Annotated in this window: 18 protein-coding genes; 9 read left to right on the top strand and 9 right to left on the bottom strand. The window is 72.4% G+C overall.

The window, feature by feature from the left end:
* Positions 1 to 61: 61 nt before the first annotated feature.
* Complete coding sequence (locus tag ACIREE_RS08365) at positions 62 to 2,155, bottom strand: CDP-glycerol glycerophosphotransferase family protein (RefSeq protein ID WP_404148057.1); 2,094 nt, start codon at positions 2,153 to 2,155, stop codon at positions 62 to 64.
* A 128-nt stretch (positions 2,156 to 2,283) separates the two neighbouring features.
* Here ACIREE_RS08365 and ACIREE_RS08360 point away from each other — a divergent pair, with 128 nt between their 5' ends.
* Positions 2,284 to 5,748, top strand: coding sequence for a CDP-glycerol glycerophosphotransferase family protein (locus ACIREE_RS08360; protein WP_404148055.1), 3,465 nt, complete (start codon positions 2,284 to 2,286; stop codon positions 5,746 to 5,748).
* Entirely contained in the window at positions 5,745 to 7,256 is a 1,512-nt protein-coding gene (locus ACIREE_RS08355) for a hypothetical protein (RefSeq protein ID WP_404148052.1), read from the top strand. Before ACIREE_RS08360 ends, ACIREE_RS08355 begins: the two co-directional genes overlap by 4 nt.
* Positions 7,257 to 7,259: 3 nt before the next feature.
* Here ACIREE_RS08355 and ACIREE_RS08350 read toward each other — a convergent pair whose 3' ends face one another.
* Entirely contained in the window at positions 7,260 to 7,673 is a 414-nt protein-coding gene (locus ACIREE_RS08350) for an organic hydroperoxide resistance protein (protein ID WP_404148050.1), read from the bottom strand.
* Between the two features lie 133 nt (positions 7,674 to 7,806).
* Here ACIREE_RS08350 and ACIREE_RS08345 point away from each other — a divergent pair, with 133 nt between their 5' ends.
* The 4 genes from ACIREE_RS08345 to galE all read left to right on the top strand — a co-directional run bounded on the left by ACIREE_RS08345 (position 7,807) and on the right by galE (position 12,343).
* Positions 7,807 to 8,271 (top strand): MarR family winged helix-turn-helix transcriptional regulator, encoded by a 465-nt coding sequence (locus tag ACIREE_RS08345; RefSeq protein ID WP_404148048.1) that lies wholly within the window; start codon positions 7,807 to 7,809, stop codon positions 8,269 to 8,271.
* A 55-nt stretch (positions 8,272 to 8,326) separates the two neighbouring features.
* Positions 8,327 to 9,547 carry a glycosyltransferase 87 family protein gene (locus ACIREE_RS08340; RefSeq protein WP_404148046.1) on the top strand — a complete coding sequence of 407 codons (1,221 nt, stop codon included), beginning with the start codon at positions 8,327 to 8,329 and terminating at the stop codon, positions 9,545 to 9,547.
* Between the two features lie 57 nt (positions 9,548 to 9,604).
* The gene (locus tag ACIREE_RS08335) at positions 9,605 to 11,272 is read left to right on the top strand and encodes a glycosyltransferase family 2 protein (RefSeq protein WP_404148219.1); all 1,668 of its coding nucleotides are present in this window, start codon (positions 9,605 to 9,607) and stop codon (positions 11,270 to 11,272) included.
* 84 nt (positions 11,273 to 11,356) lie between these two features.
* The gene (galE, locus tag ACIREE_RS08330) at positions 11,357 to 12,343 is read left to right on the top strand and encodes a UDP-glucose 4-epimerase GalE (RefSeq protein WP_404148044.1); all 987 of its coding nucleotides are present in this window, start codon (positions 11,357 to 11,359) and stop codon (positions 12,341 to 12,343) included.
* A gap of 110 nt (positions 12,344 to 12,453) precedes the next feature.
* On the opposite strand, the gene ACIREE_RS08325 is transcribed toward galE, so the two are convergent.
* From ACIREE_RS08325 to ACIREE_RS08310, 4 genes are all read right to left on the bottom strand, one after another.
* Positions 12,454 to 12,753, bottom strand: a complete 300-nt coding sequence (locus ACIREE_RS08325) for a hypothetical protein (RefSeq protein ID WP_404148041.1) — start codon at positions 12,751 to 12,753, stop codon at positions 12,454 to 12,456.
* Between the two features lie 216 nt (positions 12,754 to 12,969).
* The gene (locus ACIREE_RS08320; RefSeq protein WP_404148038.1) at positions 12,970 to 13,623 is read right to left on the bottom strand and encodes a LysE family translocator; all 654 of its coding nucleotides are present in this window, start codon (positions 13,621 to 13,623) and stop codon (positions 12,970 to 12,972) included.
* A 55-nt stretch (positions 13,624 to 13,678) separates the two neighbouring features.
* Complete coding sequence (locus ACIREE_RS08315; protein WP_404148035.1) at positions 13,679 to 14,344, bottom strand: O-methyltransferase; 666 nt, start codon at positions 14,342 to 14,344, stop codon at positions 13,679 to 13,681.
* Between the two features lie 52 nt (positions 14,345 to 14,396).
* Positions 14,397 to 15,290 carry an SDR family oxidoreductase gene (locus ACIREE_RS08310; RefSeq protein WP_404148033.1) on the bottom strand — a complete coding sequence of 298 codons (894 nt, stop codon included), beginning with the start codon at positions 15,288 to 15,290 and terminating at the stop codon, positions 14,397 to 14,399.
* A 190-nt stretch (positions 15,291 to 15,480) separates the two neighbouring features.
* Between ACIREE_RS08310 and ACIREE_RS08305 the strand changes: the two genes are divergently transcribed.
* Positions 15,481 to 16,050 carry a TetR/AcrR family transcriptional regulator gene (locus ACIREE_RS08305; protein ID WP_404148030.1) on the top strand — a complete coding sequence of 190 codons (570 nt, stop codon included), beginning with the start codon at positions 15,481 to 15,483 and terminating at the stop codon, positions 16,048 to 16,050.
* Between the two features lie 43 nt (positions 16,051 to 16,093).
* Here ACIREE_RS08305 and ACIREE_RS08300 read toward each other — a convergent pair whose 3' ends face one another.
* Both ACIREE_RS08300 and ACIREE_RS08295 read right to left on the bottom strand, forming a co-directional pair.
* Positions 16,094 to 16,807, bottom strand: coding sequence for a LuxR C-terminal-related transcriptional regulator (locus tag ACIREE_RS08300; RefSeq protein ID WP_404148028.1), 714 nt, complete (start codon positions 16,805 to 16,807; stop codon positions 16,094 to 16,096).
* A complete protein-coding gene (locus ACIREE_RS08295; protein WP_404148025.1) occupies positions 16,804 to 18,123 on the bottom strand; it encodes a PspC domain-containing protein in 1,320 nt (439 codons plus the stop codon). Before ACIREE_RS08295 ends, ACIREE_RS08300 begins: the two co-directional genes overlap by 4 nt.
* Before the next feature lie 174 nt (positions 18,124 to 18,297).
* Between ACIREE_RS08295 and ACIREE_RS08290 the strand changes: the two genes are divergently transcribed.
* Complete coding sequence (locus tag ACIREE_RS08290; protein WP_404148022.1) at positions 18,298 to 19,581, top strand: PspC domain-containing protein; 1,284 nt, start codon at positions 18,298 to 18,300, stop codon at positions 19,579 to 19,581.
* The gene (locus tag ACIREE_RS08285; protein ID WP_404148019.1) at positions 19,571 to 19,774 is read left to right on the top strand and encodes a hypothetical protein; all 204 of its coding nucleotides are present in this window, start codon (positions 19,571 to 19,573) and stop codon (positions 19,772 to 19,774) included. Before ACIREE_RS08290 ends, ACIREE_RS08285 begins: the two co-directional genes overlap by 11 nt.
* A 601-nt stretch (positions 19,775 to 20,375) precedes the next feature.
* Here the strand turns inward: ACIREE_RS08285 and ACIREE_RS08280 are convergent.
* A complete protein-coding gene (locus ACIREE_RS08280; RefSeq protein WP_404148016.1) occupies positions 20,376 to 20,900 on the bottom strand; it encodes a DoxX family protein in 525 nt (174 codons plus the stop codon).
* Between the last annotated feature and the right edge of the window lie 124 nt (positions 20,901 to 21,024).

Here is a 21,024-nt window from a genome sequence, read left to right as displayed (position 1 = left end):
GACGAGCTTGTACGACTGGATGACGAATGCGGTCGTTCACGCGGCCCGCGCGGCGCGAACGTCACCCGTTCAGAAACAGCTTCCGTACGACCCGGTCGGCGGCGCCCCCGTCGTCGTAGGCGCAGAACCGTTCGCGGAAGGCGGCGCGCAGCCGGGTCGTCGCGGGGCTGTCCCAGCCGCCGTCCTGGAAGAGCGCGAGCAGTTCCTCCTCGGTGGTGGCGACCGCGCCCGGGGTGTCGCCGGGCAGGCCCGACAGGAGGTCGAAGTAGGTGCCGCGGGCAAGCCGGTACGCCTGCCAGTCGGGGGCGTAGGTGATGATCGGGCGGTCGAGGCAGGCGTAGTCGAACATCACGGACGAGTAGTCGGTGACCAGGGCGTCGGCGGCGAGGCACAGCTCCTCGACGCGGCCGTGCCCGGTGACGTCGATCAGCCGCGGGTGTGCGTCGGCGAGGCCGGCCTCGGCGCCGTAGAAGTAGTGGGCGCGGACCAGGACGACGTGGTCGTCGCCGAGGGCGTCGGCGAACCGGACGAGGTCGAGCCGGGGCAGGAAGCCCTTCTGGTAGTCGCGGTGGGTGGGGGCGTAGAGGATCGCGCGCTGTCCGTCGCCGATCCCCAACTCCCTTCGCATGGCGCGGATCTCGTCGTCGCCGGTGGCGAAGAACACGTCGTTGCGTGGGTAGCCGAGCTCCAGCGGGGCGTACGCCGCCGAGGGATACACGCGCTCCCACACCTGGGTGGAGTGCGGGTTGGCGGAGAGGCTGTAGTCCCACTGGTCGGTGTGGGCGAGGACCTTGGCGAAGCTGATGCCGTGCGTGCCGGCCGGGTAGCGGCGCTGGTCCAGGCCCATCTTCTTCAGCGGTGTGCCGTGATGGGTCTGGAGGTAGACCTGGCCGGGGCGCTTGGTGAAGCCGCCGGGGAAGGACGAGTTGTTGACCAGGTACTTCGCGGTGGCCATGGCCTGCCAGTAGCGGCGCGAGCCCTCGATGACGTACGGGACCCCGGCGGGGACGCGCTCCTGGTGGCGGGAGGAGACGACGAAGACGCCCTTGAGGTGCGGGGCGATCCGGCGGGCCGCGGCGTGGATGGCGGCCGGGTTGCAGCTGACGCCGCGGTTCCAGTACGCGCCGTAGACCGCGAGGTCCGGGTCGAGGCGCGCGGTGCGCAGATCGGTGCGGTAGGCGGCCTTCATGACGCGGGTGCGCAGCTTCTTCTTGTGCCGCTTCAGGGCCGAACTCACCGATGTCTTCAGCCCGTTGGTCCTCTCCTGCTTCTGGTACGCGGGCCAGGACCCGGCGGCGACGGCCTGCTCCCGCTCGCCCAGGGGCGTGTGCCCGGGGGGCCGGTGGGCGCGGTGCAGTTCGGCGGCGAGGCGGAACAGTTCGGGGCGGTCGGCGGGGGTGGTGCGGGAGGGATCGTCCAGGACGTCGAGGACGCGGCCGACGGCGACCGGGAAGAGGCGCTGGGTGGAGCCGGGCCCTGCGAGCAGCTCCCCGTAGCGCTCCACGACCGCGAAGTGCGCACGTCCGGGCGCCCCGGCCAGATTGCCCGCGCGGCGCCTGCGCCAGCGCACGCAGGGGCGCGGCAGCGTCGCGAGGGTGCCTGCCTCCAGGACGGCGCGGTGGGCGGGGACCACGTCCTCGTACGGGCCCTCCGCGGCGAAGGCGAGACCGCGCTCCGCCCAGAACTCGCGGCGCACGGCGCGGTTCCACGCGGCCGGGGTGAGGGTCAGCGGGTCGGCGTCCCCCGCCAGGTCGTCGCCGCTGGCCCGGACCTTGTCCCACCAGTCGGTGCGGTCGTGGTCGTAGAGCAGGACGTCGGGGTCCCCGGCCTCGGTGAGCGCCACGTCGATCGCGGTGAGGGCGCCGGGCAGCAGGGCGTCGTCGGCGTCGAGGAAGAGGAGGTAGGCGCCGGTGGCCAGGCGCATCCCTGCGGTGCGGGCGGCGCCGACGCCCTCGCGGGCGGGCAGGGTGACGGCCCGCACCCGCGGATCGCGCCGCGTGTACTCCGTGGCGATCGCGCCGCAGGCGTCCGGCGAGGCGTCGTCGACGACGATCAGCTGCCAGTCGGTGTGACTCTGGCCGAGCACGGAGTCCAGGCACTCCCGGAGATAGCCCTGGACGCGATACGCGGGAACAATAACGGAGAATCTGGACATAACACCTGACGGTACCTCAGCGCCCCGTCGCCGGGGCGCGCGCCGGAGCACGCCGGAGCACGCCGCCCGATTGACCCACACGGGCGAGTCGGGGCGAAAGTGCCGACACAAATGGGCAAATAACATGAATGCCCCAAAAGCCTCGCCACCCCCGCCTCAGCGTCGTCGTGCCCGTCTTCAACGTCGAGGACTACCTGGCCGAGTGCCTGGAGTCGATCGCCGCCCAGACCCTCAGGGACCTGGAGGTCGTCCTCGTCGACGACGGGTCCACGGACGACAGCCCGCGCATCGCCCGCGCCTTCGCGGACCGCGACCCCCGCTTCCGCTACGTCCGCCAGGACAACGCCGGGCTGAGCGCCGCCCGCAACGCCGGGGTGCGGCACACCGACCCCGCCGCCGCGTTCCTGACGTTCGTCGACAGCGACGACGTGGTGCCGCACGACGCGTACGAGCGGATGACCGCGAGCCTGGAGCGCACCGGATCGGACTTCGCGACCGGCAACGTGTGGCGGCTGAACGAGCGCGGCCGGCAGCAGGCCTGGCAGTACAAGTGGCTCACCCGGCGCCGCGAGCGCACCCACATCACCCGCGACCGGCAGCTGCTCTCCGACCGCGTCGCCTGGAACAAGGTGTTCCGGCGCGCGTTCTGGGACCGGCACGACCTCACCTTCCCGGAAGGGAAGCTGTACGAGGACACGCCCGTCATGATCCCCGCGCACTTCCTCGCCGAGTCCGTGGACGTGCTCGACGACCACGTCTACTACTGGCGGGTGCGCGAGGGCTCCATCACCCGGCGCCGCACGGACGTGAAGGGGGTCCGCGACCGGATCGCGGCCTGCGACCACGTCAGCCGCTTCCTCGCCGAGCGCTTCCCCGACCGGCCCGACCTGAAGAAGTCCTACGACACGTCCTGCCTGCGCGACGACTTCGTGTACTTCCTCGACGGACTGCCGATGGGCGGGCCCGAGTACCGGCGGGCGTTCTGCGACGGCACGGCGGCGTTCCTGCGCCGCGCCGACCCGGCGGCCGCCGACGGCCTCCCTCTCGACCTGCGCGTGAAGTGGCATCTCGTACGGACCCGGCGGATCGACGACCTCGTCCGCCTGCTCTCCTTCGAGCGCCGCAACGGCACCGCCTTCCGGCTCCGCGGGACGCTGCGCCGCAGCGCCGTCTTCCCGGGCCTGGCCCGCCTGCCCGAACGCCTCGTGAAGGTCGGCAGGCGCGAGATGCCGGTGGTGGCGCGGGTGCGCGAGACGGCGTGGGGCGCCGACGGGAAGCTCCGCGTCAGCGGCTACGCGTACGTGAAGAACGTGGCCGCCGCCCGGCCCGGACACTCGGTGAAGACCGGCCTGCTCAAGGCGGCGGGCAGCCGCGCGCAGCTGCGCCGGGTGCCGACCCGAAACGCCGTGGACCCGCTGGCCACCATCAACTCCGGCCAGGAACTGCACAGTTACGACCACTCCGGTTTCACCATGACGATCGACCCGGAGAAGCTGAAGGCAAAGGGGCGGTGGCGCCCCGGCACCTGGAACCTGGGCATCCTCGTCGCCGGGCACGGGCAGCTGCGCCGCGCGGCCCTGCGCGCGCTCGACGGTTCGGCGCAGCAGCACCTGGTGCGCGACCTCGGCGACGGGACCCGCCTCGTCGTCGGCCACACCAAGGGGCGGCTCGTCCTGAAGGTCGTGGCGCATGCGGCACTCGCCGACGACCACCACGCCGAGGGCGGTGCCATGGTGCTGGCGGGCCGCCTGCTGAACGGCATCGAGCCGCGCACCCTGCGCCTCACCCACAAGCACTCGGGCACCGAGCTCGCCTATCCGGTGACGTGCGCGGGCGGCCGGTTCCTGGTGCGGGTTCCGCTCGCGGACCTGGCGGCGGTGCCGGAGCCGCCGCACCGCGCGCCCAAGGAGGTCGAGCCGCCGCACGGCGACCGCTGGCAGGTCAACTTCTGCCTGGCCGACGGGAAGACGCGTTCGGTGGCGGCAGCGCTCGACCTGCCGCCCGGCCGGTACCCGGCCGGGGAACGCGAGCTGTGCGCGACCGCCAACGACCAGGGCCAGCTCGTCGTCGAACTGACCCGGCAGCCGGTCGCCGACCTGGCGGGCTGGGCGGACGACGGCTCGTTCGTCGTCGCGGGGACGGCGTCCGAACACTGCTGGCGGCAACCGGAGTTCGTGCTGCGGCACAGCTCGACCACCGAGGAGATCACCACCACCACCGAGCACCAGGAGGGCCGCTTCCGGGCGGTCGTCGCCGCCTCGAAGGTGTGGGAGGGCCGCTGGTACGCGTTCCTGCGCGAGGCGGACGACCGGCACGGCGACGGCGTCCCGGTCCGCGTCCTGACCTCGGTCGGCGCCGGCCTGCCCAGCCACCGCCCGGACTCCGCCCGCGACTTCACCGTGGACCGGCGCTTCGGCGACCGGCTGCTCCTCGCGGCGGGCCCCGCCCTGTCCCCCGCCGACCGCGGCCCCTACCGCCGCCACCGGCTGCGCACCCTCCACTACCCGGCCCAGCGCCTGCTCCCCCTGCGCGACGCGGTCCTGTACGTCGACGGGGACTCGCCACGCGCGGTCCACGCGGAGCTGGTGCGGCGCGGCGCGGCCGTCGAGCACCTGTGGGTGACGCGCGACGGCCGCACCCACGTGCCGCCGTCGGCGCGGGGCGTCGAGGAGTTCTCCGCCGAGTGGTACGCGGCCCTGGCGCGCTGCCGCCGTATCGTCACCGCCCACCAGCTGCCCGACTTCTTCGAGCGCCGCACGGGCCAGACCGTCGTACAGACCTGGGACGGCTCCCCGCTCAAGCGGATCGGCGCCGACCTCACGGACACCCTGTACGCGGACCACGACCACCTCACGCTGCTGCCGAAGCTGGCCCGCCAGTGGAACGTCCTGGTTGCCCCCTCGCGCTGGTCGGCCCCGCACCTGTCGCGCGCCCTCTCCTACGACGGCGAGGTCCTGCAGGCGGGCTCCCCGCGCAACGACGTCCTGTTCACCGCGGCCGGCGACCGCCGGGAGCGGGCCGAACGGCTGCGCCGCGACCTCGCCATCGACCCGGGCAAGCGGATCGTGCTCTACGCGCCCACCTACCGCGACCACCTCGCCCACTCCCCCGGCCGCTTCCGGCACGAGCCGGCCTTCGACTTCGCGGCGGCCGAACACGAGCTCGCCGCCGACCATGTGCTGCTGGTCCGCAAGCATCCGCAGGCGACGGGCCGCCTCACCGGCGCCCGCGCCCCGTTCGTCCGGGACGTCACCGGCCACCCGAGCGCGGCCGAACTCCTGCTCCTGGCCGACGTACTGGTGACGGACTACTCGTCGCTGATGTTCGACTTCGCGCACACCGGCCGTCCGATGCTCTTCCACACCTACGACCTCGACCACTACCGGGACACCGTGCGCGGCTTCTACCTCGACTTCGAGGACCACGCCCCGGGCCCGCTGCTCTCCTCCACGGCCGAAGTGGTCGGCGCACTAAGGGAGTTGGACACGCTCGTACCCCGGCACGCGGCCGCGTACGAGGCGTTCCGCACGGCCTACTGCGACCTGGACGACGGACAGGCGGCGGCCCGGGTGGCGGAACGGCTGATGCGATGACGCCGCAGGGCGCCGCCACCCTCACCCGGGGAACGGTCCGCGGCGCGACCGCGCTGCGCGGCGGCCGTTTCTGGCGCCCCACCCCGTTCTTCGTCCTCGGCGGCCTGTTCTGGCTGGTGATGACGCTCGCGTACTGGCGGGTGCCGATGTGCTGCGACTTCGGGCAGCACGCGGCGGTCGTCGAACGCCTCAAGACGTCACTGCTCCACCCCCGCCACCCCATGGCGGACCTGCCGGGCGCGGGCAGCCCCTACTACTCCCCGTACGCGGTCGCCGAGGGCGTCTTCGCGCGCCTGACCGGCCTTGCGGGCTGGGAGGTCGTGAAGCTGGCGGGCCCGCTGAACCTGCTGGTCCTGCTGACCGGCCTGAACCGTTTCGTGCGCTCCCTGACGTCCCGGCCGTGGGCGCCGGTCCTCGCCCTGGCGGCGATGACGCTGCTGTGGGGCACGCGCACGGCCTGGTGGAGCGGGTACCTCGGGCTGCTCTCGATGACGGGCAACCTCGGCTATCCGTCCACGTTCGCGATCGGCCTGGCGTTCTGGGCCTGGGCGTGGGCGGGCCGGCTGCGGCGGGAGAGTTCCTGGTGGGGATACGCGGGGCTCGGCGTACTGGTGGGCGTCATCCTGCTGGTCCACCCGATCTCCTCGGTGGCCGCGGTACTCGGCGTCGTGGCCATCGGGCTGCCCGCCCTCGACGTGCGCTGGGCGCTCACCGTGGTCACGACCGCGGCAACCGCCCTGGTCTGGCCGTACTACGACGTCCTGTCCCTGGTCGGCGACACCAGCGTCGACTCCATCCACCACCAGCTCTACACCGAGATGCCCGCCCGGTTCTGGCTGGCCTTCATCGGCCTGCCGGTGCTGTGGCGCAGGTTCCGCCGCGACCGGCGGGACCCGCTGGCCCTGATGTTCGCGCTCGACGTCCTGGTGATCGCGTACGGCTGGGTCTCCGGCCACTACACGTACGGCCGGATCATGGGCCTGGCCCTGGTCCCGCTCCAGTTCTCCCTGGCGATCGCGCTCGCGGCGCCCCGCCCCTGGACCTGGCCGCGCCGCACCCTGGGCCTGCTGGCGGCGGCGGGCGCGGCGCTCGGCTTCCTCACGGTGCAGGGCGGCGCGGTCGTGCCGCGCGGCTTCGACCAGCCCCCGATGTGGCCGACGTACACCTGGGCGGCGCGGCACATCCCGCGCGGCGACGTGGTCCTGACCAACGGCTACCGGCCGACCCGCTCGCTGCCCGGGTACGGCCCGAACCTGCTCGCACCGGCCTGGCCGGACCCGGCCCTGGACGAGCGGGAGCGCGAGCGGCGCCTGACCGCCGTGCGCGCCTACCTCTCCCCGGAGTCCACCCGCTCGGAGCGGACGGCCGTCGCGCGCCGCTACCGGGTGCGCTGGCTGCTGCTCGACAAGAACCAGAAGCTGCCCGCGGAGGCGGTGATGGTCGACTGGAGCCCCCGCACCGGCGAGGTGCTCGCGCGGGTCGACGGGGGCCCTGCGAAAGCCGGTTGACGCCTACTCGACGACGAGGTCCACGTCGATGTTGCCGCGGGTGGCGTTCGAGTACGGGCACACCTGGTGGGCCTGCTCGACCAGCTTGCGGCCCGTCTCGGCGTCGACCGAGTCGGGCAGCTCGACGCGGAGCACGACCGAGAGGCCGAAGCCCTCGCCCTGCTTGCCGATGGAGACCTCGGCGGTGACGGCCGCGTCGCTGACATCCACCTTGGCCGAGCGGCCGACGAGGCCGAGGGCGCTGCCGAAGCAGGCCGCGTAACCGGCGGCGAAGAGCTGCTCCGGGTTGGAGCCCACGCCGTTGCCGCCCATCGCGGTGGGCATGCCGAGCTGGAGGTCGATCACACCGTCGGAGGAGACGGCGCGTCCTTCGCGACCGTGGGTGGCGGTGGCGACGGCGGTGTAGATGGCGTCCATGAGGGGCTCCTTCTCGGGATCGGGCAAGTTCGCGTTCAAGTTCAAGTTCAAGTGCAAGTACAAGTACAAGTGCAAGTAGAGCACGCAATTCAATTGTGCACAACTAAATGATGTGTTCCGCTACCCTGGAGTCATGACCGACATCCCCGATGCGGACTTCCTGCGGCTGGACCGACAGATCTGCTTCTCGCTGAACGCGGCATCGCGCGCGTTCGGCAGCGTCTACCGCACCCTCCTCAAGGATCTCGACCTCACCTATCCCCAGTACCTGGTCATGCTGGCCCTCTGGGAGGACCCGGAGCACGCGGCGCTCCCGGTCAAGCGCCTCGGCGAGCGGCTGCGCCTGGACTCGGGCACGCTCTCGCCCCTGCTCAAGCGCCTGGAGGCGAACGGCCTCGTGCGCCGCGAACGCAGCGCGCGGGACGAGCGCTCGGTGAACGTGACACTCACCGAGCAGGGCTCCGCCCTCAGGGAGCGGGCGGCGCAGGTCCCGCGCAGCATCGCGCGGGCGACCGGCTTCGAGCTGGCGGAGATCGAGGACCTGCGGGAGCGCCTGAACCGCCTGACGGCGGCACTGGACGCGGCGACGCTCGACTGATCCGGGACACCCGGTTCAGCCCTCAGGGGCAACATGGGACATACGCTCCCACATCGTGACAGTCGACACGCGAGAACGTCCGACGGCCCCGGCCGCCACCCCCACCACCTGGGCCCGCCCGGCCCGCGCCGCACTCCCCGTCACCTGGCTGCTCACCCGCGCCGCGATGCTCTTCCTGCTCGTCCGGGACGGCACGCACCCGCTCGGGGCAGGCGGCGTCGCCCGCGAGGTCCACGACCTGTACGCGCGCTGGAACGTCACCCTCTCCCACGGCACGTTCCCCACCGGCGACCCCCTGTGGCAGTACCCGCCGGGCGCGGGCCCGGTACTGCTCGCCCCCGACCTGCTCCCGGGCCTGACGTACTTCCAGGCGTTCGTGACACTCACCCTCGCCACCGACGCGCTCGTCACGTACGTACTGGTGCGCGGCAGCCGCGACCCGCGCGGCGCCTGGCTGTGGACGGCGGGCCTCCCCCTCCTCCTGCACATCCCGCTCGCCCGCTACGACATCGAGGTCACCGCGCTCGCCGTCCTCGCGCTGCTCACCCTGCACCGCTCGCCGCGCCTCGCGGGCACCTTCGCTGCGCTCGGCGCTCTGGTGAAGGTCTGGCCGGCGCTCACCCTGCTGGGCGCGCCGCGGGGACGTACGACGAGGCAGGCATGGACGGCGGCGCTCGCCGCGGCGGCCGCGCTGATCCTGGTCCTGGCGCTGGCCTTCCGCTCGCCGTTCTCGTTCCTGCGCGGGCAGAGCGGACGCGGGGTGCAGATCGAATCGCTCGGCGGGACGGCACTGATGCTGGCCCGCCGGGCCGGGTGGCCGGGGCGGGTCCGGTACCAGTACGGGGCGATGGAGTTCGTCGGGCCGTACGTGGGCGTCGTGGCGGCCCTCTCGCTCGCGGCCACGGCTGCGGCCTTCGGGGTGCTGCTGTGGTGGCGCCTTCGGGCCCGTCGGTTCTCGGCGGCGACGCCGTACGACGCCGCGCTGTGCGCCGTGCTGATGTTCACCGTCACCAGTCGCGTGATCAGCCCGCAGTACCTGATCTGGCTGCTCGGCCTCGCCGCGGTCTGCCTCACCTCACGGCACACCACCCAGCGCCCGGTCGCACTGCTGGTCCTCGCGGCGGCGGCCGTGAGCGCGCTCGCGTACCCGGTCCTGTACGAGGACGTGAAGACCGGTACATGGCCGGGCGTCGCGGTGATGGCGGTGCGCAACGCCCTTCTCCTCGGAGGGGTTTTGGTGGCGTTCCGTTCCCTTTGCCGTGCCACAAAAGAGTAAAACCTTCCTCTTACCGGACAATTACCTGAAACCCCTAAGATTTACCCTGTGAACGCCCTGGACCCCCCGGCCCCGACCGCACCGACCGACCTGACCGCCTCGGCCGCCCCGACCGTCACGGTCGTCGTCATCGGTTACGACGACGCCGCCCATGTCCGCGACGCGGTGCGCTCGGCGCTCGCGCAGGGGCCGGCCGTGCGCGAGGTGATCGCGGTCGACGACTGCTCCACGGACGGCAGCGGCGCCCTGCTGGACGGGCTGGCCGCCCACGAACCGCGGCTGACGGTGGTGCGCCGCGAGACCAACAGCGGCGGCTGCGGCACGCCCCGCAACGACGGGATCGCCCGCGCCACCTCCTCGTACCTGATGTTCCTCGACAGCGACGACGTGCTGCCGACCGGCGCGGTGGACGCCCTGCTGGCCGCCGCCGTACGGCACGACGCGCAGGTCACCGCCGGGCTGTGCGTACGGCGCGAACTCCCCTCCGGGCACGAGTCCCCCTGGCAGCCCGAGCTCTACGCGAAGGCGGCCGTGGTGACGCATCCGGCCCGCCGCCCGCGCCTCGTCCACGACACCCTCTGCGTCAACAAGCTCTACCGCACGGACTTCCTGCGCGAGCACGCGATCCGCTTCCCCGACGGCCGGTTCGTCTACGAGGATTTCGTGTTCACGGCGCGCGTACTCGCCGCCGCTCCGCGCATGGCCCTGATCCCCGACCGGGTCTACGTGTGGCACGTACGCCGCGCCGCCGAACGGCTCTCCCTCTCGCTCGACCGGTCCGGCATCGACAACTGGCAGGCCCGCCTCGACGCCCACCGCCAGTCCGTCGACATCCTCCTCGCCGCCTCGCAGAAGCGGCTCGCCCGCGCGGCCCGCTCCTACTTCCTCGACCACTCCCTGCGGATGTACGCGCGTGAGCTCGATCTGCGCGGGCCCGAGTACCGCAGCCAGTGGTGGACCAGGACCCGCGCCTACCTGGAGTCCTTCGACACCGCCGACTTCGAGGCGGCCCCGGCTCCGGGCCGCGTCGTCGGCCGCCTGGTCCTCGCCTCCGCCGCCCCGCGCGACCTGCCCCGCGTCAAGGAGGTCGCCGCCCGCCCGGCCCGGCTGCTCCCCCCGTACACACGCGCCCCCGACGGCACGCCCGTCTGGTCGGCCGACCTGCCCCAGGTCTCCCTCGAACACCTGCTGCACCGCCCGATGGACCTGCTCCCGGTGACCGTCGACGGCGAGCTGCGCCCGAGCGCCCGCGGCACCCGGCTCACGCTCCGGCTGCACGAGCTGTACGGGCGGGTGGCCGACGCCGGGCCGCGCACGGCGGACGTGGAAATCATCGACCGGCGGCGCGGCACGGTACTGCAGCGCCGCACGGCGACGTTCGACGCTCTCCACGACGCGTACGCGGAGGAGGCCTCCTCGGATGACGCGGACGACGAGACGTGGGTGGCGACCTCCGTCCTCGACCTGTCCGCGCTCGGCCGCCCCGGCACCTGCGACATCCGGCTCCGCCTGCACTTCGCCGACGGCAGCCGCCGCGACGCCACGGCGCACGCCGTCCGCGGGCCGGGCCTGCTGCGCCGGGTCGCCGTACCGAGCCGCCGCCACGGGCTGCTGCTCGCCCAGCCGTACGCCACCCACTCGGGCGCCCTCGCGCTGCGCACCGCCCCGGGGCTGCGCGGGGTGGTGTCGGTGGTGCGGCGCAGGGCGGCACGGCTGCTTCACTGACCTCCGGGAGTGCACACGCACCGGTTCCGACCAGCATCACGAGCGACAGCGGCACGACGAGCACTACGAGGGGACTTCACCGACATGACCTGGCTGATCACCGGCGGGGCCGGCTACATCGGCGCCCACGTGGTGCACGCGTTGCGCGCGGCGGGCGAACACCCGGTCGTGTACGACGACTTGTCCACCGGCGTGGCCGAACGGGTGCCTTCCGACGTCGAGTTGGTGATCGGCTCGACCCTCGACCGCGCCCTCCTGGACCGGACGCTCACCGACCACGGCGTCACCGGGATCGTCCATCTCGCCGGGAAGAAGCAGGTGGGCGAGTCGGTCGAGCGGCCGCTGCACTACTACCACGAGAACGTGGAAGGCCTGCGGGTCCTGCTGGCCGCGGTCACGGCGGCCGACGCGGTCCGCTCGTTCGTGTTCTCCTCCTCGGCGGCGGTCTACGGCATGCCGGACGTCGACCTGGTCACCGAGGACACCCCGTGCGTGCCCATGTCCCCCTACGGCGAGACGAAGCTGGCGGGTGAGTGGCTGGTCCGGGCGACCGGCCGCGCCACGGGCCTGGCGACGGCGTCCCTGCGCTACTTCAACGTGGCGGGCGCGGCGACCCCGGAGCTCGCCGACACCGGCGTCTTCAACCTCGTCCCGATGGTCTTCGAACGGCTCACGGCGGGCGAGGCCCCCCACATCTTCGGCGCCGACTATCCGACCCCGGACGGCACCTGCGTACGCGACTACATCCACGTCACCGACCTGGCCGAGGCCCACGTGGCCACCGCCCGCCGCCTCGCCGACGCCGCCCCCGGCACGGACCTCACCCTCAACATCGGCCGCGGCGAAGGCGTCTCGGTCCACGAGATGATCACTCTCATCACCGCGGAGACGGGCTACGACCGCGCGCCCCTCATCACCCCCCGCCGCCCCGGCGACCCGCCCCGCGTGGTGGCCTCCGCCGACCGGATCGCGACGGAGCTCGGCTGGAGCGCGAAGCGGGACGTGCGGGACATGGTCGCGTCGGCGTGGGCCGGCTGGACCCGGCCAGGACCGAACCCCTCCGGCGGCTGAGGAGCGAGCCAGGCCCGTCGCCACCGGTTCGGATACGCGAACACCGCGCCTGGACGCGGGCAAACGAAAAGGGGCCCGCTCCTGCTCGGCGGGCCCCCTTCAGAGGTGCGTCAGTGGTTGTCGCCGAACTGCCCGTCGTGGTCGCCTTCGCTCCAGCCGGAGGCCTTGGTGATCCCGGAGGGACCGCCGAGGTTCTCGTAGCGGAAGCCGGCCGCCCAGCCGTTGTCGTGGTCGCCTTCGCTGTGGAAAGCCCCGGCCTTGGTGATCCCGGCGGGGCCGCCGAGGTTCTCGTAGCCGTAGGCGGACTGCGAGCCGTAATCGGCATCGTCGTGGGCGAGGGCGGTGCCACTTGCGCCCAGAACGGCGGCGGCGGCGAGGGCGGTGACTGCCACGGCAGTACGAATACGCATGGGGTCCCTTTCAGGTAGGTGTTCGCGACGTTTGCCCAGGTCATGCCCTCTTCTCAGACCGCACAGACGCCCTCCACCGCATTTCACCCGGATAGCCCCGGGCCGCCTCACCCGTCGAAAACCGACGCCGGGGACGGCCGCCCGGGCTCCCCCTTCAGTCCCCTTCAGTCCCCTTCAGTCCCCTTCAGTCCCCCTTCAGTCCCCCTTCAGTCCCCTTCAGTCCTTCCGCCCCGTGACCGCCACCGTCACGCCCAGGCCCACCATCGCCAGGCCGCCCGTCCCGCCGACCATCGCGAGGCGGCGCGGCGAGCGGGCGAACCAGGAGCGGGTCGTCGCCGCCGCCAGGCCCCAGACGCTGTCCGATGTCAGCGCGATGATGTTGAAGACCAGGCCGAGCAGCAGCATCTGGAGCGTGGTGTGGCCCGCCTCCCGGTCGACGAACTGAGGCAGGACCGCCGCGAAGAAGACGATCGTCTTGGGGTTGGCGACGCCGACCGCGAAGCCCTCCCAGAGGGTGCGCAGCGTTCCGGTGCCGGATCCGTCGGCGCCGTTCTTCGCCAACACCGTCTGCAGCGCCCGGCGTTGGTGTATCGCCTTGATGCCCAAGTAGACGAGGTAGGCCGCGCCGAGCAGCTTCAGTGCCGTGAAGACGACGATCGAGCGCTCTACGAGTGAGCCGACGCCCAGGGCAACGGCGACGACGAGGACGTACGCCCCGATCGTGTTGCCCACGACGGTCGTCAGCGCGGTGCGGCGGCCCTGGGCGAGGGCGCGGCCGATGACGAACAGGACGCTCGGGCCGGGGATCACGATGAGGACGAAGGACATCGCCGCGAAGGCGAGCAGGCGGTCCGGGGACATCAGTGACATGGCTTCCATGGAGCCACAGGTGCGGTCCGGGCCGCACTCCATATTCGGGGCCCGATCAGAGCCGGCAGCTGATTTCGAGGCCGTCGTCGACGGGGAAAGTGACGCTGTGATAGCCGTTGGCGGTCTCGCGGACGTGGTCGAGGTAGGGGCCGAGGTCGGGGAGGTCCACGTCGTCGGCGACGACAAGAGTGCCGGGCGCGATGGACGGCTCAAGGAGCCGCAGGACGGGCAGGCAGAGGTCCTTCCACCCGTCCAGGAACAAGAAATCGACCGGCTGCCGCGGTGTGGCGAGCGTCTGCAGGGCGTCCCCCTCCAGCACGGTGATCACGTCGTCGAGGCCGGTGGCGGCGAAGGTGTCGCGGGCGGCGGCCGCCTTCGTCCGGCTCATCTCCGTGGTGATGACCTGGCCCGTGCCGTTGTCGCGAACGGCGGCGGCCAGGTACAGGGTGGAGATGCCGTACGAGGTGCCGAACTCGACGACACGGGTCGGCCTGGTGGCGCGGATGAGGTTGTAGAGGAGCCTGCCGCCTTCGGCGGAGACAGGCATGTAGATCTCCTGCGCCGTGTCAGCGCGTTCCTGCGCCGTGCGCGCCCCCGGGTCGGAGGGCTGGTCGCGCCCCAGACGCGCCCCGGTCTCTCCGTCTCGGGCGGCGGCTTCGAACATGCGGGTCAGGGCGGCGGAGACACGTGGTTCTTCGAGCGTGCAGGGATGCGTGGGCACGGTGTCGGCTCCTTCGGTGGGTCTACAGGTGGGGGCAGCACGGGGTGTCTCGTCAGGCGGTGTAGGCGCCCGCGTCGATGTCCGCGAGTACGGACGGCCCGGTGGGCTCCCAGGAGAGAAGCTGCCTGGTCGCGTGGGAGGACGCGGTCATGGTGGAGGCGAAGAAGCTGCCGACGAAGCCGAAGTGGGCTCCGGTGTCCTGCGGGGCGACGGATTCGACCGGCAGGCCGAGGCTGCGGCCGATCGCCTCGGCGATCGCCTTGGTGGTGACGGCCTCCTCGGCGACGGCGTGCAGGCGCGTCCCCGCGGGTGCCCGCTCCATGCCGAGGCGGATGAGGCGGGCGGCATCGTCGCGGTGCACCGCCGACCAGGCGGCGGAGCCGTCGCCGACGTAGCCGGAGACGCCCTGCTTGCGGGCGGCCGCGGTCAGGAAGTTGACGAACCCCCAGTCGCCGCTGCCGTGCACGCTCGGCGCGAACCGGGTGATCACGGTCCTGACGCCCCGGGCCACATAGTCCAGGGCCAGGTTCTCGCTGCCGCCCCGGTTGGAGTCCGGGCCGATGGCCGGAGAGACGTCGTCCTCCGTGGCGGGCCGGCCCTCGACGAGGCCGGAGAGAGGCGCGGCGACGACGAACGGGCGGTCGGTTCCGGCCAGGGCGTCGCCGAGGGCCCGGACCGCGGCGCGTTCGGAGCGGTCGGACTCGGCGGGGTTGCCCCAGTCGTGCTTGTTGGCCATGTGGATGACCGCGTCCGCCTGGGCGGCGCCGCGCTGCAGGGAGGCGAGGTCGTCCAGGTCACCGCGGAGGACATCGACGCCCTTGGCCGCGAGAGCCTGCTCGGCCCGGTCGGACCGGGCCAGGCCGATGACCTGGTGCCCCGCCGAGATGAGTTCGTCGACAACGGCGGAGCCGATCCAGCCGGTCGCTCCAGTGACAAATGCACGCATGAGCGTGACCTCCTTCGCCCCGAAAGGGCACGTGAACAGGACATGTGAACAGCGCTGCGGATGACGGAGACAGGTGGCGGGTGGCGGGTGGCAGAGGGGAATGCCCTGACCGCCGGACACCCATTTACGAGTCACCGTGCACCGCAAAGGTAACACATGCGAGACACCGTGCCTCGTATAGAGTGGCGGCATGGTGGATGGAAGTGGCCGCGGCCGGCCCCGCAGTGAGAGCGCACGCACCGCCGTGCTGCACGCCGTCGACGACCTGCTGATCGAAGTCGGGTACGCCGCCCTCACCATGAAGGGCATCGCCGAACGGGCGGGCGTGGGCCGTCAGACCGTGTACCGCTGGTGGTCGAACAAGGCGGAAGTCCTCTACGAGGCCAGCGCCATCGACGCCCGGCAGGAACTCTCCGTGCCCGGCAGCGACGATCCCCGCAAGGACCTCGAGACGTACCTCGACGCCCTGGTCACCTTCTTGTCCCGCTCCCACGCGGGCGCGGCCTACCGCGCGCTCCTGGGGGAAGCCCAGCACGACGCGGACGTCGCCGCGCTGCTCGCCTCACGCGACATCCTCGGGGAAAGCGCCGCAGAGGTCGTGGAGGCGGTGCGGAAACCGAGCGGCACCGCTCTCACACGCGAAGAGGCGACCGCGCTCCTGATCGGCCCGCCCTTCTTCCACATCCTGTCCGGGCGCAGCGCGGACACCATCGACACCGGACAGCTCGCGGAGCAGTTCATGCGCGCCCTGAACCACTAGAAACCGGCCTGCGCAGCGACGGGCGTCCGGCCGGGTCGAACGGTCAGACCAGGCGTCGCGCCGTCGCCCACCGCGTCAGCTCGTGCCGGTTCGACAGCTGCAACTTCCTGAGCACCGCCGAGACATGGGACTCGACCGTCTTCACCGAGATGAAGAGCTGCTTGGCGATCTCCTTGTACGCGTAGCCGCGCGCGATCAACCGGAGCACCTCCCTCTCCCGCTGCGTCAGACGGTCCAGGTCCTCGTCGACCGGGGGCGCGTCCGTCGAGGCGAACGCGTCGAGGACGAACCCGGCCAGCCTCGGCGAGAACACCGCGTCGCCCTCCTGGACACGGAAGATGGAGTCGACGAGGTCCGTGCCGGTGATCGTCTTCGTGACGTAGCCGCGCGCCCCACCGCGGATCACGCCGATGACGTCCTCCGCCGCGTCCGACACCGACAGGGCCAGGAAGCGGACCGGGTTCTGCGCGTCCGACATCAACTGGGCGCTGCGGCGCAGGACTTCGACCCCGCCGCCGCCGGGGAGGTGGACGTCCAGCAGGACCACCTCGGGGCGCGTCGCCGTGATGACGGTGACCGCCTGGTCGACGTCGGCCGCCTCGCCGACCACCTCGACGCCCGTCGACTCGGTGCGGCCGATCTCCGCCTGGACGCCCGTACGGAACATGCGGTGGTCGTCGACCAGCACCACACGCACGTGCCGCCCGGGGCCGCTTTCCTCGGTGGACTCCGCAGTGGACTCCGTCGGTTCCGTCATGACGCCCTCTCCGCCCTCTTCATGGTCAGTTCGACCTCCGTGCCGCCGTCCGGGACGGCCCGCAGCCGGGCCGTCCCGCCGTTGCGTTCCATCCGGCCGATGATCGATTCTCTTACGCCCATGCGGTCCACGGGGATGGAGTCGAGATCAAAGCCGGGGCCGCGGTCCCGTACGGACACGAACACCTCGCCCCCGGCCACTCCTACTCCCTCGACTTCTGCGAAAACCTGTACCGCCCCGCCCTCGCCACCGTACTTGGCGGCGTTCACCATCGCTTCCCTCGCGGCCTGCATCTGTGCGCGCAGGCCGTCGTCGAGCGGGCAGTCGCCGACGACCACGACCTCCAGGGGGACGCCGTGCTTGTCCTCCACCTCCGCCGCGTTGCGCTTGACCGCCTCGGCGACCGTCTCCGGCTCCTGCGGATACTCGGCGGCGGCCGGCTTGTACAGCCACGCCCGCAGGTCGCGCTCCTGGGCGCGGGCGAGACGGCGTACTTCGGAAGCACTGTCCGCGTTGCGCTGGATCAGGGTGAGGGTGTGCAGGACCGAGTCGTGGACGTGGGCCGCCACTTCCGCGCGCTCCTGGGCGCGGATGCGCATCAGCCGCTCCTCGGACAGGTCCTGGGTCATACGGATCAGGTAGGGGCCTGCCAGGAGCGCGATGCCTACGAGGACGGCGAGCGCGGCCTGGAGGATCGAGCCGAGGTGTTCGGTGGCGCCCTGGGTCACGAAGATGCCGGTGACGCCCGCGCCGACCAGGACGACGCCCGCCGCGGCGCGGGCCAGGTTCAGGGTGCGTCTGCGGCGGCCGACCTCGGCCCAGCGGGCCCGGCGCGCGTTGTCGGCCTGGCGCCAGACGAGGGCGACACCCGCGCCGACGAGGACCGTGGGGATCAGGTACGCCTTGGTGTTGCCGGTGAGGTTCACGTTCTGGACGAAGATCATCGCGACGATGACCATCAGCAGCAGCGCGAGGATCTGGCCCTTGTCGGGACGGCGCGCGACCAGCCTGCGGCGCCCGTCGGAGGCCGTCTCGGTGGCCAGCACGGGCGGCCGGTCGGTACCGACCCCGCCCACGCCCAGCGGCACGAAGAACCAGAACGCCGCGTAGAGCAGGGCCCCCAGCCCGTCCGCCATGAACAGGCCCACGAAGACCAGCCGCACCCAGACGACCGGCAGACCGAGATGCCCCGCAAGACCCCGCGCGACCCCGCCGAGCCAGCGTCCGTCGCTGCTGCGGTAGAGCTTGCGCGGCGGCCGCGGGTCACGCGGGTCCCGCGTGTCTTCCTTGAGAGGGACGGTCGCTGCTTCCGGCATGCCACCGATCGTCACACGCCGGACCAGCAACCGGCATCAGGGTCGGCCCCGGATACTCCCCCGATAGGTCCCTGATCTCCGGGCCCGTACGAGGCCGGGCTCAGGGGTGATCTCAGGGTCCGGCCAGGGTTGTCCCGACTGCCGTCGGCGGCGCGGGCCCGTCACCATGGACGTATGACGGAGTACGCCCCGCACGACGCGGTGCCCCACGCAGAGACGGAACCGCCCGCCCCGCCGCGCCGGTTCCGCCGGGACCGGCCGCACAAGACGCTGGGCGGCGTCTGCGCGGGCCTGGGCCGGCACTGCGACATGGACCCGGTGATCTTCCGGATCGGCCTCGCCGTACTCGCCGTGACCGGCGGGATCGGCCTGATCTTCTACGGCTTCGCGTGGCTCTTCGTCCCCTACGACGACGAGGACGAGAACGAGTTCCGCAAACTCCTGACGGGGCGCGTGGACGGGCCGGGGCTCGCCGCCATCGTCACCGCGCTGGTCGGCTGCGGCGTCTTCCTGTCCATGCTGAACAACGGGGGCGCCCTCACCTTCGCCGTCGTCCTCGCCCTGCTGCTCGCGGGCGCCGGCTACTGGTCGCAGCAGCGCCGTACCGCCGACCCCGACCCGGTCACCGCGCAGGCCGCGGCCGACGCCCCGCCGGAGGCGCAGGCCCCGCCGGTCTCCCCGGCGCCGTCGTGGTGGCGCGACCCGATCGTGAAGGACGGCACGCACGTCGGCGGCACCGGCTACTTCTGGGGCCCGTCGGACAGCGAGAACCTCACGGACCTCACGCCCGGGCAGGCCGCCGCCCGGTCCGGGTCCGCGGTCGCACGGCCCGCCGCGCCCCGACGGCCACGCGGCATCGGCGCCCTCACGTTCCTCGCCGCGCTCATCGCGGGCACCGCCGGTACCGGCGCGTCCTGGGAGTCCCGCTCGCTCGGCGCCAGCCTGCAGACCGGGCTCGCCATCGCGCTCGGCGTCTTCGGCCTCGGCATCGCGATCAGCGCGTTCCGCGGCCGGACCGGCGCGGGCTCGATGATCCTCGCGGTGCTCACCGCGGGGCTGCTCGCCGCGTCGGCCGCGCTGCCGTCGAACATCGGCACCGACTGGGTACGGACGGACTGGGCACCGGCGAGCGCGTCGGAACTGCGGCCGCACTACGAACTGGGCTCGGGGGTCGGCACGCTGGACCTGTCGAAGGTGAAGGTGGCCGAGGGCGAGACGCTGGCCACGCACGTCGAGGTCGGAGCGGGACAGGCGAAAGTCGTCGTGCCGACGGGCAGCACGGTGAAGCTGCGCATCGAGGTGGGCGTCGGGGACGTCCAGCTGCCCGGCGACGAATCGAACGACGTCGACATCCGGCCCAGCGTCGAGAAGACCGTCACCTTCGGGGACTCAGGCGGCGTACTGGAGATCAATCTCGAGGTCGGTCTCGGACAGGCGGAGGTGTCCCGTGCGGCATGACTTCCACCCCGGGCGGCTGATCGCGGGGCTCGCCCTGATGATCGCGGCCGTCATCTACTTCGGCGACGCGGGCGGAGCGTGGGACACACCGTGGTTCGTGGTCATCCCTGTGGTGTGCGGGGGGCTCTGCCTGGCGGCGGCGGTGGGGACGGCGACCCGGGCCATCCGCCTCAAGCGCCGACGCTCCGCTTGAACCGGGTTTGGGCGGGGCCCGGTTGAACGGGGTGGGCCCAGGCCCCGGTTTGAACGGGGTCGGCCCCGGCCCGGTGGGGCGTGGTCGACCGCGGGCCCGGTCTGAACGGGGTCGCCCCCCGGCCCGGTTTGAACGGGGTCAGCGCCGGCCCGGTGGGGCGTGGTCGACCCCGGGCCCGGTCTGAACGGGGTCGCCCCCGGCCCGGTTTGAACGGAGTCAGCCCCGGCCCGGTGGGGCGTGGTCGACCGCGGGCCCGGTCTGAACGGGGTCGCCCCCCGGCCCGGTTTGAACAGGGTCAGCCCCGGCCCGGTGGGGCGTGGTCGACCGCGGGCCCGGTGGGGGCTGGTCGCGCAGTTCCCCGCGCCCCTGAGATGCGCACTGCGTGCGCCATCTCAGGCCATGGGGCTGCGGCGAAGCCGCATGCTCCAGGGGCGCGGGGAACTGCGCGAGAAGCCCCCACCGGGCCCGCAGATCCCATACGGCAGAACCAGGCAGACGCTCAGGGGCGCGGGGAACTGCGCGACCCGCGCCCACCGGCCCGCGGCGACCATACGGCCGAACCCGGCAGACACTCAGGGGCGCGGGGCGCGGCCGGCACCGGTCAACCCCGCCACCGCGGCCGCCACCACGCATCCACCGACCACACCGCCGCCCCCGCCAAAACCAACGGCAGCCACGCCATCAGGTACGCCAGGTCATTGCCCAGGTAATACGGCTCCGCAGCCCAGCTCACCGTCAGCCACAGGCTCAGGGAGATCAGCGCACCGCCGACCGCCGCGATCCGAGCCAGCAGCCCGATCAGCGTGCCGATCCCCACCGCCAGCTCGCCGAAGGCAATCGCGTAGCCGAACCCCGTCGGCGACTTCAGCGCCAGGTCGACGAGTTGAGGGATCGCGGCACTGTCGCGCACTCCGCGCATCTGATCCCCGATGGACCCGGCGCCGCTCGCGTGCAGGAACGAGCTGCTGGTGAGCTTGTCGAGCGCCGCGTAGATGAACGTGACGCCGAGAAAGACGCGCAGGGGCACCAGGGCGTACCGCTGGGCGGTGTCGCGCCAGTCACGGCGGCCGCCGCTGCCTCTTTGCAGGTAGCTGCTGTGCAGGTCTGTTCGCATACCGTGCGTCATCGCCGGTCCGCCGCCTCTCGCGCGCTTCTCGCACCTGATGCCTTTACCCGACCATACGTACGAGAAGGCGGCCGGGCTCACTTCCGGTACCGATCAGCTGAAACGATGCACAGCTCAGCGCGAA

Source organism: Streptomyces sp. NPDC102467 (assembly GCF_044765445.1).
Lineage (GTDB): Bacteria > Actinomycetota > Actinomycetes > Streptomycetales > Streptomycetaceae > Streptomyces.
This window is presented reverse-complemented; position numbering and strand designations above follow the sequence as displayed.